Source organism: Streptomyces sp. NPDC006798 (genome assembly GCF_040635975.1).
In the GTDB taxonomy this organism is placed as follows: domain Bacteria; phylum Actinomycetota; class Actinomycetes; order Streptomycetales; family Streptomycetaceae; genus Streptomyces.
Window position 1 is genome coordinate 66,399 of sequence record NZ_JBEYIS010000027.1, and the last position, 11,463, is coordinate 77,861.

Here is an 11,463-nt window from a genome sequence, read left to right on the forward strand (position 1 = left end):
AGCGGGGCGGTGGGGCGGTTCCGCCGGTCAGCGGGTGCGGCCGGTGACGTACCTGGCCAGTACCTCGGCGTCGGGGAAGCCGGGCGGCAGAGCGACGGTGCCGCGCCGGACCCTGCGGACCGGGTCCGGTACGGGGGTGACGCTGAGGGAGTGGACGCGGCGGACCTCCCGGCCGGAGGAGTCCTCGATCCGGGTGATGTGGTGGTCGGCCCGTTCGATCTCGTCCCAGGCGAGGACGGTGGGCCGGTGGGCGCCCTGGCGGTAGTGGGCGAGTCCGTCCTCGTAGAGCTGGATCCAGACGGCGGGACGCTCGGGTCCCGGCCGGTGGGCGACGGCGGCGAGGCCGACGATCAGGGTGATCAGATAGCCGAAGCCGAGTCCGAGCGCGACCCGGCCGTCGAGTTCGTCCCGGACCTCGATCAGGCCCCAGGTCGTCAGTCCGCCGACCAGCAGGGCGACGGCGCCGATGGCCGCCGCCTGGCGCCAGGAGCCGTTGCGCTCCCGCCCGCCGACGGCATGGTGGGCGGGGCCCTTCCAGCCGCGGTCGCGGACGGCGCCGGTGAGGAGTTCGGTGACGTCGCGCGGGACTCTGACCCTCTGCATCTGCTCCCCCCACTGCCGGTCCCCGGTGCGGCGCCGCCGGGTGGTGGTGTACGGACGACCCGGCAGATCGTACACGGACCGACGAACACCTGTACCGGGAACAGATCTTCGACTTGCGGCCGGTCAGCGGGGTATGACGGGGCGTCGGACGGTTCGGGAGGGCACAGGCGGCGGCCACCCCGACGGGACCGCCCGGCGGACCGCCCCCGGCCGAGCCGGGTGGCCGCGCGGTCGGACGGCCGGACGGACATCGGTCGGCCGCAAGGGCGTTCGAGGGATCGCGCCCAGGGGTGATACGTGACACCGGACCGCCCGCCCGGCTCGCGGCGGGACCGAAGGCCCGATGGCTGCTGAGAGGGGGCGTGCGCGGCATTCAGAGGCGCATCGAGGTCGAAGCGCGCGCCCTTCGATGCGTTCGTACGTTGATATGACTAATGGGTTCGGGGCGTGCTCCATACGGGGGACGGGCAGACACTGGCGGCGAGAACGTCCGCACGATCCGAGAGGCCCGGCACGCATGGCTCAGCCCTTTGTCCTGCCCGATTTCTATCTGCCCTGGCCGGCCCGGCTCAACCCGGCCGTGGAGTCGGCCCGGACCCATACCCGGGCCTGGGCCCGCTCCATGGGAATGCTGGAGGGGTCGGGCGTCTGGGAGGAGCGGGACCTGGAGGCGCACGACTACGCCGGGCTCTGCGCCTACACCCACCCCGACTGCGACGCGGAGACCCTCGCCCTGGTCACCGACTGGTACGTCTGGGTCTTCTTCTTCGACGACCACTTCCTGGAGATGTTCAAGCGGCCCCGGGACCGCCGGGGCGGCCGGGCCCATCTCGACCGGCTGGCCGCGTTCATGCCCGTGGATCCCGGTACGGAGCTGCCGGAGCCGGCCGATCCCGTCGAGGCCGGGCTCGCCGATCTGTGGCGCAGGACCGTGCCCGCCATGGGGCCGGGGTGGCTGGCCCGGTTCACCGAGTCCACCCGCGATCTGCTCAACGAGTCCGACTGGGAGCTGGCCAACATCGACGAGGGCCGGGTGGCCAATCCGGTCGAGTACGTCGAGATGCGCCGCAAAGTCGGCGGCGCCCCCTGGTCGGCCCAGCTGGTGGAGTTCGCGACCGGAGCCGAACTGCCCGCGTCCGTGGCCAGGTCCCGTCCGCTGCGGGTGCTCACCGAATGCTTCGCCGACGCCGTCCATCTCCGCAACGACCTCTTCTCCTACCAGCGGGAAGTCGAGGAGGAGGGCGAGCTGAGCAATGGCGTCCTGGTCCTGGAGACCTTTCTCGGCTGTCCGACGCAGCAGGCGGCCGAGGCGGTCAACGACCTGCTCACCTCCCGGCTCCATCAGTTCGAGAACACCGCGGCGACCGAGGTCCCGGCGCTCTGCCTGGAGCGGGGCCCGGCCCCGGACGAGGTCGCGGCGATCGCGCTCTACGTCAAGGGGCTGCAGGACTGGCAGTCCGGCGGTCACGCCTGGCACCTGCGGTCGAGCCGCTACATGAACGAGCGGGCCGGGACCGGTTCCCGCTCCGGCGGACCGCTCGGCGGTTCGGCGTTCGACGTCCGCAATCTCTTCGGCCGTCCCGCCGAGGCCCGGCTGCGGGCCCTGTCGCACACCCCGTACCGGCGGACCGGCCCCTCGCTCCTGCCCGAACTGGCACTGCCGTTCCCCCTGCGGCTCAACCCGCACCACGAGGCGGCCCTGGATGCGTCGATCGCCTGGGCGGAGCGGATGGGGCTGCTCGGAGACATCTGGGACGCCCGGATGCTGCGCGGCTTCGACTTCGCGCTCTGCTCGGCGGGGATCGACCCGGACGCCACGCGGGAGGAGCTGGAACTGAGCGCCCTCTGGCTGACCTGGGGCACCTATGCCGACGACTACTACCCCGTCGTCTTCGGACGCACCCGCGACATCGCGGGCGCCCGGCTGACGAACGAGCGGCTCATGAGCTGTCTGCCGCTGGACGAGCCCGCCGCCGCCCCGGCGTTCGCGGTGAGCCCCATGGAACGCGGGCTGGCGGAGCTGTGGGCGCGGACGGCGGGGCCGATGGCGCCACCGGCCCGGGCGGAGCTGCGGACCGCGATCGGGGTGATGCTGGACAGCTGGCTGTGGGAGCTGATGAACACGGCGCAGCACCGGGTTCCCGATCCGGTGGACTATCTGGAGATGCGGCGCCACACCTTCGGCTCCGATCTGACCATGCTGCTCAGCCGGCTGCGGCACGAGCGGGCGGTGCCGAACGCGGTCCTGCGCAGCGGCCCGGTGACGAGCCTGGTGGCCGCGGCCGTCAGCTATGCCAGTCTGGTGAACGACCTCTTCTCGTACCAGAAGGAGATCGAGGTCGAGGGCGAGCTGCACAACGCGGTGCTGGTCGTGGAGGTGTTCTTCGGCTGCGACTACCCGTCGGCGGTGGGGATCGTGGCCGATCTGATGGCGGGGCGGCTGCGGCAGTTCCTCCATATCAAGGCACATGAACTACCGCTGCTCTGCGACGACTTCGCACTGGGGCAGCGGGAGCGCGGGGCGCTCTCCGCCTATGTGGGCGAGCTGGAGGACTGGCTGGCGGGGATTCTCCACTGGCATCGGACGGTACGGCGGTACGGCCCCGAGGACGTCCGGTCCGGGGCGGGCACCGCACGCCTCGGCGGTCCGAAGGGGCTGGGAACGGCCGCGGCCCGGCTGGCGGGACCGGCGGTGCGCTGACCCCGGCCGGGAAACGGAACGCGCCGGGCCGCCCCGTCGGGGGCCGCCCGGCGCGCCGTTACCGCTCAGCCCTGCTGGAACAGCTCCGCGGGCAGCGGCTTGAGCAGGGCGTACAGATCGTCCGTGATGGGGCGGTCCCAGCTGGCGATGGTGACCAGGACATTGTCACTGCGGTCGAACTGGACGCAGGAGATCCGGCTCTCGGTGAGCTTCAGCCGCCGGACGATCAGCAGATTGTCGCCCTGCATCACGGGGACGTCCTCGGAGCCGGTGACCTCGACGGGCTCGTCGTTCTCCAGCGCGAGCAGCAGCTGGGCCACCTCGAAGGGGACCTGGCCCTCCTCCAGCTCCCGGGCCGGGGAGCCCTCCGGCAGATTGCCGATGATCATGGCGGGGCCGCGGCCGCCGAACAGGTCGTACCGGAGGAAGACGCCCTGGCAGGTGCCGTCGGGGGCGGGCAGCAGTCCCGCGCCGAGATTTCCGGGCCAGTCCCCCGGGTCCATGGCCAGGACGTCGAAGTCCGGGCCCGCGGGTGTGGCGGGGCTGCGGCGGCGGAGGAAGGACATACCGCCATGGTACGTGGCCCGGCCCGGTGGCCGGACTCCGGGCGGGCCCGTCAGGTGGCGGGGGTTTCGCCGATCCGGATCCGTCCGGGCGGCCGTCACCGGCGCGGTGGCGAGGGCTCCGCCGGACGGGTTGACCCTCACCCTCGGGTCGAGGTCCAGGTCGAGGGATGGGCGCGGCTCGGCCTCCGGGGGCTGGGCCGGGGGCCGACGCGCCCGCCCCGCCGGGGCGGGCGGGTCCGCGGCGGCTCGTACGCTCGCCCCGAGGGGCGGCCGGACGGGCCGGTCCGCTCTCGGACGGAAGGGGATCCGCCGGAGAAGGCGGTCGCCGGCCTGGTCGGCGGAGCCGCGTTCCCGCCCTTTCACCGGGCCCTGCCCCCGGCCGTCCCGGATTCCCATCCGCTCTTTCCGGTCAGTAAAGGGATCAATATCGACGTCGTCACGCAGGCCGAACAGCGGGTCGTCGCAGAGCGGCAGGAAGAACGCATGATCGAGGCGCTGTGGAAATTCGGCCAGCCGCCGGGCCGCCGCGATTTCCGGAACTCCGGCAGCCACGACGGCTCGTTCCACGAGCCGCACTCGGCGTCCGGATGGGCGGATCGCCGCAATCCAATTTCCAGGGGGAGGGATGAAGATCCGGCGGAACACCCCGGAGGGCGCGCTGCCGCCGGGATTCCGTGCGGCACGGTTCGCCGTGTTCCCGCGACCGGCTCTCCGGTGGGACGACACCTTCGTCTCCGGCCGGTCCTCGGGACCGCGAGCCCGGCACCCGTAGCGGCGAGCGGGGTCGGCCGCCGCCGCGACGGCGGCGGCCCGGGGGCGCGGCCCTCCTTTCCCGCCCATCTTCCGGACGTTCACCGGGGCGGCGCGCGGGCACTCGCCGCGGCGGTCTTCCGGTGGTCCGCCCGCCGCGTGATGATCGGCCCGCACGGACGGTGGCCGGAACGAGTGGGAGGAGCCGGGGATGACGGACCCGCGGGACGCGGCGGAGCGGCTGACGGCGCCGGAGCTGAGGGAGCTTCAGCTGGAGCGGCTGCGGGTGACGCTGCGCCGGGCGTACGAGTGCGTTCCGCACTACCGGGCCGCGTTCGACGCGGCGGGGGTCCGGCCGGAGGAGTGCCGGACGCTCGCCGATCTCGCCCGGTTCCCCTTCACCACCAAGGACGATCTGCGGGCCGGTCATCCGTGGGGCATGTTCGCCGTACCCCGGTCGCGCCTGCGCCGGATCCATGCCTCCAGTGGTACGACCGGGGTACCGACGGTGGTCGGCTATACGGCCGGTGATCTGGACGTCTGGGCCGGGCTGATGGCCCGTTCCCTGCGCGCGGCCGGGATCCGGCCGTCCGACACGGTCCATGTCTCGTACGGATACGGCCTGTTCACCGGGGGTCTCGGGGCGCACTACGGCGCGGAACGGCTGGGCTGTACGGTCGTCCCCGCGTCCGGCGGGATGAGCGCCCGCCAGGTCCGGCTGATCGCCGACCTGCGGCCCGACGCGATCCTGGTGACGCCGTCGTATCTGCTGGCGCTGCTGGACGAGTTCGAGCGGCAGGGGGTGGATCCGCGGGCCACGTCGCTCCGGGTGGCCGTCCTGAGGGCGGAGCCGTGGACGGAGGCGATGCGGCGGGAGATCGAGGAGCGGTACGCGCTGGACGCCGTCGATGTCTACGGTCTGTCGGAGGTCATGGGGCCGGGGGTGGCTCAGGAGTTCGTGTCGGTCAAGGACGGCCTCCATGTGTGGGAGGACCACTTCCTGCCCGAGGTGGTCGACCCGGCGACCGGTGAGCCACTGCCGGACGGTGAGCCGGGCGAGCTGGTGCTGACCGGTCTGACCAGGGAGGCGATGCCGCTCGTACGGTACCGGACCCGGGATCTGACCCGGTTGCTGCCGGGTACGGCGGCGCCCGCGTTCCGGCGGATGGCCAGGGTGTCGGGACGCGGCGACGATCTGCTGATCGTCCGCGGGGTGAATCTCTTTCCGGCTCAGATCGAGGAGATCGTGCTGGCCACGCCAGGTCTTTCGCCCCACTTCGAGCTGCGGCTGACCCGGCGCGGACGGCTGGACGAGTTGACGGTACGGGCCGAAGCGCGGCCCGGGCTCTCGGCGGCGGGGCGGGCGGAGGCGGGCCGGGCCGTGGTGGCGGCGGTGAAGGCGGGGGCCGGGGTGTCGGTCTTGGCGGAGGTGGTGGACCCGGGGACGCTGGAGCGCTCCACGGGGAAGCTGCGGCGGGTGGTGGATCTCCGGCGGCCGGGGGCGGCACCGGAAAAGGCGTAAAACAATTATTCGAATGGAGTTACCGGTAGGTCATATTCCGGACGTGGATTCGGCCAGCGGCCGGACGCCACCGGGCGTATTAGTCACTTAGTCAGTGGTGCGTGTTTCAACCGTGCTGAACTGGTTAACAGTGGCGCACAGCGCGTCGGCCGCACGCGCTGGAGGTGTGGAGTCACAAGTGGAGGAACATCGCATGACAAGCGTTCTGCTGGTCCACGCGGTTTCGCTGTGGCGGGCCTCTTTGGCCTGTCTGCTCGGTCAGGACGGGAGCCTGGTGATCCGGGCCACGGACAAGGGCGGCGTCAAGGCGGCGGTGGCGGAATGTCCACCGGACGTCGTGGTCACCGACCTGGAGTGTCCGCACTCCATGGAGGTGCTGACCTTCATGGAGGCACTGCGCGCCGATGAGGAGTTCCGCCCCGGCCTGGTGGTGCTGGCCCGGGCCGACCGTACGGGTGACCTGCGCCGCGCCGGGGACGCCGGGGCCACCGGGTATGTCGACAAGCTCGGTCCCGTGGGCAGTCTGGGGGCCGCGGTGAGCAAGGTGGCGGCGGGCGGCAGACATATCGACGAATCGCTCGCTTTCGGCCTCTTGCGCGCCTCGGAGGTACCGCTGTCGCCCCGGGAGTTACGGGTACTGGAACTGGCCGCGGAGGGCGAGTCGGTGACCTCGATAGCCAGCGCCCTGCACCTGGCGAGCGGTACCGTCCGGAACTACCTGGCGGCGGCGATACGGAAGACGGGCGGGCGCAACAGACTGGACGCGATACGGCTCTCCAGAGACTTCGGCTGGCTCTGAGTCCGTCCGACGGGCATGTGGAGAACCACCGCGGACGCCGGGATCGGGCGAGGCGGCGGGGGATCAGTGAGGTCGGCGGGCGAGGTCCGCCGGATGCGGGGGCGGGATGGCCGGGGGTGGGGCGGACTCCGGGGAAGGCGTCGGCGGGGTCGGCCGGACACCGGTCAGTTCACGGAAGAACGCGGAGCGTGCGGGCAGTTCGCCGGGGGTGCCGTACTCGGTCCGGGTCCCGTCCATGACCAGGATCCGGGCGGCTCGGCGGGCCGAGGTGACCCGGTGGGCGATGACGACGAGGGTGTCCGCGCGGGCCGCGAGGGCGCGTTCGGCCCGGGCCTCGGCGGCGGGGTCGAGATGGCTGGTCGCCTCGTCGAGGATCAGCAGCGGGGCGGTGGCGAGATGGGCCCGGCCGAGGGCGACGAGCTGCCGCTCCCCCTGGGAGAGGAGCCGCGGGTCGAGGACGGCGTCGAGTCCGCCGAGTCGCTCGGCGAGGGCGTCGAGCCCGACGGCGGCGACGGCGGCGGCGATCTCCCGGTCGCGGGCGCGGGGGCGGAGATAGCGCAGATTGTCGCGGAGCGTTCCGGTGAAGACGTACGGCCGCTGGGGCAGCAGGGTTCGGACGGCGGTGGGTTCGGCCCCCGGGACGGGGCGGCCCAGCCAGCGGACCTCGCCGCCGGTGGGGGTGGTGAGGCCCGCGAGGACGGCGGCGAGGGTGGATTTGCCGCTGCCGCTGGGGCCGACGACCGCGAGATGGTCCCCGGCGTCGAGCCGCAGATCGAGCCGGTCGAGTACGGGCCGGGCGTGGGGGCCGTACGCGAACGAGACGGACCGCAGCTCGGCCCGGGGCGCGGCCGGGCGCGGCATCAACGGCATGGCCGGCCGGGACGGCATGGGCGGCGGGGATCCCGGCGGTCGTGGTCCCGCCGCCGTCGCGCCGGTACGCGGGCCGGTCCCGGCGGGGCTGCCGGGTTCCGGTACGGTGCCGGGCCCGGCGGCGGGTGCTCCGGGCTCCTCCGCCGGATCCTCCGCCGGGTCGGGCGGCAGGGCCACCGGGCCGGTGAACCGGTCGAGGACGACCAGGAGCCGTCCCCCGGCGGTACCGAGGGCGGCCAGCAGGGCGTTGAGGGCCGGGCCCAGGGACATCGTCAGATAGCCGAAGGCGCCGACGAGTTCGCCGGTGGTCAGCCCCCGCGCCAGCAGCCAGGGCGCGGCGGCCAGCAGCAGCAGCGGGGGGAGCCGTTCGCCGACGGCCAGGGCGAGGATCCGTACGGCGCTCCACCGGGCCAGGGACCGGGCCGCCCCGGTCTGCGCCTCGGCCAGTTCCCGGCTCCTCTCCCCCACCGGTCCCGCGGCCCCGGCGGCGGCGATGTCGCGCAGAGCCGCCGCGGCCTGTCCGGTGTGGGCGGCGAAGTCCTCGTCGGCGTCGAGATAGGCGCGCTGCCGGGAGCCCATCGGGGCCAGGGTGGCGAGGAAGAGTCCGGTACCGGCGAGCAGCGGCGGCAGCACCACGATCAGCAGCAGCGGGGAGAGCGCGGCGAGTCCGGCGACCGCCCCGGCCGCGGTGAAGACGAAGCCACGGACGGCCAGGACCAGTCCGGCCCAGCCGTCGCGGGCGATCTCGCTCTGGTGGGTGACCCGTGAGACGGCCGGTCCGGCGGCATCGGGCCGGTCGGGGCCTTCGACGAGCGCCCGGGCCGCGGCCCGGCGGACGAGTCCGTCCCGCAGCGGTTCCACCAGTCCGGCGAGGGCGGCGAAGACGCCCCGCTGGGCGAGGAGGGCGGGGACGACGGCGACGGCCGAGAGCGCGAGCCAGAGCATGCCGGTGGCGGTCGCCCCGGCGAGGAAGCCGTCGTCGAGGGCGCGGGCCACGGCGTAGCCGCCGGTGAAGGTCTGGGCGAACTCCAGCAGGGACCAGGCGGCGAGCCGTCGGAGCGCGCGGCGCCGGGCTCGCAGGAAGGGGACGCCCTCGGCCGTGACCCGGCGGACCGCGCCCGGGGCGGGGCGCCGTTCGGGGCCGGGTGCCGCCGCCGTCACGGCCGTACCCCCGGCGCCGTACCGGCGGGTTCGTCCACCGGCCCGGCGGGTACGTCCGCCGCCTCGGGGGGTTCGAAGACGGCCCGGTAGGCCGGGTCGCGCCAGAGGTCCTGATGCGGTCCGACCGCGCGGATCCGGCCGTGCTCCAGCCAGACGACCCGGTCGGCGGCGGCGGCCGTCGCGGCGCGGTGGGCGACCACGAGCCGGGTGGCGGCGCCCGCCCGGCGGTCGAGGGCGCGCCGTACCCGGGCTTCGGTGACGGTGTCGAGGCTGGAGGTGGCGTCGTCGAGGACGAGCAGCCGGACGGGCCGGACGAGGGCACGGGCCAGACCGAGGCGCTGGTACTCGCCGCCGGAGAGGGGGGCCTCGGCGAGGGCCGTATGCCGTCCCCGGGGCAGCAGGGCGACGAAGCCGTCGGCGGAGGCGTCCCGCAGGGCGGTCTCGATGGCGGCGGGATCCGGCCGGCCGGGGCCGAGGGCGACCGTGTCCTCGACGGTCGTACCGAGCAGGGCGGGGCGGGCGAAGGCGCAGGCGACGTCGTGGCGGAGCCGTACCGGGTCGATTCCGTCGAGGGGTACGCCGTCGAGGGCGACGGTCCCGGTGTCGGGGTCGGTGAGCCGGGCGGCGACGGCGGCGAGCAGGGACTTGCCCGCGCCGGAGCGGCCGACGACGGCGGCGGAGGTACCGCCGGGCACGGTGAGCGTGATGCCGGTCAGCAGGGCGCGCCCGTCGCGGTGGACGCCGACATCGCGCAGTTCCAGCCGTCCGGTTCCGCCGGCGGGGAGGGTGAGGGAGCGATGCGGTACGGGGTCGAGGGCGAACAGTGGTTCGAGCCGGAGGGCGGCGGCGCGGCCCCGGGCGAGGGCGCCGAGGGTGGTGGTGAGGGCGCCCAGGCCCATGGCGAGGACGGCGTAGCGGGAGACGGCGAGGAGTTCGCCGACGGTGAGCGCGCCCGCCGCGAGCCGGGTGCCGGCGACGGCCAGCACGACGACGGTGAGCAGCGGCATCAGTACGGCCGCCCGGCCGGTGGCGGTGCCCTGGATCCGCCAGGTGCGCAGGCCGTGGGCGGTGAGCCGGGTGAGGGGTTCGGTGATCCGCCGGTGCTCGCGGGCGGCCGTTCCGGCGGCTCGTACGGTGGCGACGCCGTCGACGGCCTCGGTGAGCCGGGTCGCGACGGTGGCCTGTTCCCGCTGGTAGTCGGCGGTGGCGTCGGCGGTACGGCGGACCAGGGCCCGGAGCAGCAGGGCGGCGGCGGGCAGCCCGGCGACGAGGGCGAGCCCGGTCCAGGGGTCGACGGCGAGCAGGGCGGCGACGGCCCCGGCGGGCAGTACGGCCGCGGCGACGGCGGCGGCGGCCGAGACGGGTACGGAGGCCGCGTCGGCGGCGTTGGCGGTGGCCCGGGTGGTGAGGTCGCCGGGTGGCAGTTCACCGGCCCGGTCGGGGGCGGCGCGGAGCAGCCGGTCGACGACGGCGGTCCGCAGCCGGGCCGCGCGGACGGCGGTTCCGGTACCGCCGAGCAGGACGACGAGGGCGTCGAGGGCGGCTTCGGCGGCGGTCAGCCCGGCGCAGAGCGCGAGACCGGTCCAGGGGACGCCGTGGCCGGAGACCGCCCGGTCCAGGGTGTGGCCGAGGGCGGCGGGCAGGGCGAGTGCGGCCAGGGCGGCGCCGACCGAGCAGAGGACGAGGACGACGGGTACCGACCGGCCGGGGCCGGGCGGCGGCCCCGCCGGGTGACGGCGGGTCACGGGAGCCGCCGGGAGCGGGTACGGAGGGCGGGGCCGTCGGCCCGGGGGGCGGGGCCCGCGGTGGGCGGCGCGGGGGCTCGCGGGGCGGTCGGACGCCCGCCGGGTGTGCCGGGAGTCACCGGTTCCCCCGGGCGCGCCCCGGGGTGTTTCCCGTGGGCCGGGGTCCCGGACCGTGTCGTCGGCGGACCGGCCGGTACGCGGCGCCCGGTACGTGTCCGCGTCCTCGCGGCCGTCGGGGCGCGGTTGACGCCGCCCGCGTCTTCGGGGTGTCCCGGGTGCGTCCCGTACGAGAGGACCGCGTCCGGGCTACGCAGGGGGGATCCCGGCCGCCGTCGTGCCGGTGCGCGACGGACGCCGCAGGCCCCGGCTCGCGGCCGGGCGGCGTCGTGGTGACGGCCCTCCCCGGCGGGTGGGCCGCCGGGGCGTGCCGGGGTCCGGCGGGCCCGGTGGGAGGGGTCCGGCCGGCGGATCCGGCGGGGTGTCATACGCGGGTGGTCCTTCCGGGTGCGGGGCGGAGGTGCGGCGGTCCCGGGCGCACCACGGACGGGACCGGTCCCGGGCGCGGGGCCCGGGACCGGTCCTTACGCCGGGTAGGCGTCAGCAGGCCAGCAGGCTCAGGTAGCTGTGGTGGCCGCAGGACGTGAGGCTCAGGTTGCTCCCGGTCTCGACGTCGCCGAACGCCTCTTCCTCGACGGTGTCGAGGGCCTGGAGGTCGAGAAGCGCCATGACGTTCTCCTTCTTTCGTG

8 protein-coding genes are annotated in these 11,463 nt (G+C 74.7%); 3 read left to right on the forward strand and 5 right to left on the reverse strand.

Annotated elements, in window-relative coordinates; all coding sequences use genetic code 11:
- Nucleotides 1-27: 27 nt before the first annotated feature.
- Nucleotides 28-603 carry a hypothetical protein gene (locus ABZ714_RS19935; RefSeq protein WP_358826580.1) on the reverse strand — a complete coding sequence of 192 codons (576 nt, stop codon included), beginning with the start codon at nucleotides 601-603 and terminating at the stop codon, nucleotides 28-30.
- 517 nt (nucleotides 604-1,120) lie between these two features.
- Here ABZ714_RS19935 and ABZ714_RS19940 point away from each other — a divergent pair.
- Nucleotides 1,121-3,304, forward strand: coding sequence for a terpene synthase family protein (locus ABZ714_RS19940; RefSeq protein ID WP_358826581.1), 2,184 nt, complete (start codon nucleotides 1,121-1,123; stop codon nucleotides 3,302-3,304).
- Nucleotides 3,305-3,369: 65 nt separating this feature from the next.
- Here the strand turns inward: ABZ714_RS19940 and ABZ714_RS19945 are convergent, their stop codons facing one another.
- Nucleotides 3,370-3,870 carry a hypothetical protein gene (locus ABZ714_RS19945; RefSeq protein WP_358826582.1) on the reverse strand — a complete coding sequence of 167 codons (501 nt, stop codon included), beginning with the start codon at nucleotides 3,868-3,870 and terminating at the stop codon, nucleotides 3,370-3,372.
- A 961-nt stretch (nucleotides 3,871-4,831) separates the two neighbouring features.
- On the opposite strand from ABZ714_RS19945, the gene ABZ714_RS19950 reads away from it, so the two are divergent.
- Together ABZ714_RS19950 and ABZ714_RS19955 are read left to right on the forward strand one after the other, a co-directional pair.
- The gene (locus tag ABZ714_RS19950) at nucleotides 4,832-6,142 is read left to right on the forward strand and encodes an AMP-binding protein (protein ID WP_358826583.1); all 1,311 of its coding nucleotides are present in this window, start codon (nucleotides 4,832-4,834) and stop codon (nucleotides 6,140-6,142) included.
- A 193-nt stretch (nucleotides 6,143-6,335) separates the two neighbouring features.
- A complete protein-coding gene (locus tag ABZ714_RS19955) occupies nucleotides 6,336-6,941 on the forward strand; it encodes a response regulator transcription factor (RefSeq protein ID WP_358826584.1) in 606 nt (201 codons plus the stop codon).
- A gap of 63 nt (nucleotides 6,942-7,004) precedes the next feature.
- Here the strand turns inward: ABZ714_RS19955 and ABZ714_RS19960 are convergent, their stop codons facing one another.
- The 3 genes from ABZ714_RS19960 to ABZ714_RS19970 form a co-directional block, all read right to left on the reverse strand.
- Nucleotides 7,005-8,972, reverse strand: a complete 1,968-nt coding sequence (locus tag ABZ714_RS19960; RefSeq protein WP_358826585.1) for an ATP-binding cassette domain-containing protein — start codon at nucleotides 8,970-8,972, stop codon at nucleotides 7,005-7,007.
- Nucleotides 8,969-10,717, reverse strand: coding sequence for an ABC transporter ATP-binding protein (locus ABZ714_RS19965; protein ID WP_358826586.1), 1,749 nt, complete (start codon nucleotides 10,715-10,717; stop codon nucleotides 8,969-8,971). The genes ABZ714_RS19960 and ABZ714_RS19965 overlap by 4 nt, the downstream gene beginning before the upstream one ends.
- Before the next feature lie 597 nt (nucleotides 10,718-11,314).
- Nucleotides 11,315-11,443 carry a SapB/AmfS family lanthipeptide gene (locus ABZ714_RS19970; protein ID WP_358826587.1) on the reverse strand — a complete coding sequence of 43 codons (129 nt, stop codon included), beginning with the start codon at nucleotides 11,441-11,443 and terminating at the stop codon, nucleotides 11,315-11,317.
- Nucleotides 11,444-11,463: the final 20 nt, after the last annotated feature.

Coding starts and splice junctions, on each gene's coding strand:
- ABZ714_RS19935 (WP_358826580.1), bottom strand. CDS start 603: ATGCAGAGGGTCAGAGTCCCGCGCGACGTCACCGAACTCCTCACCGGC.
- ABZ714_RS19955 (WP_358826584.1), top strand. CDS start 6,336: ATGACAAGCGTTCTGCTGGTCCACGCGGTTTCGCTGTGGCGGGCCTCT.
- ABZ714_RS19940 (WP_358826581.1), top strand. CDS start 1,121: ATGGCTCAGCCCTTTGTCCTGCCCGATTTCTATCTGCCCTGGCCGGCC.
- ABZ714_RS19945 (WP_358826582.1), bottom strand. CDS start 3,870: ATGTCCTTCCTCCGCCGCCGCAGCCCCGCCACACCCGCGGGCCCGGAC.
- ABZ714_RS19950 (WP_358826583.1), top strand. CDS start 4,832: ATGACGGACCCGCGGGACGCGGCGGAGCGGCTGACGGCGCCGGAGCTG.
- ABZ714_RS19970 (WP_358826587.1), bottom strand. CDS start 11,443: ATGGCGCTTCTCGACCTCCAGGCCCTCGACACCGTCGAGGAAGAGGCG.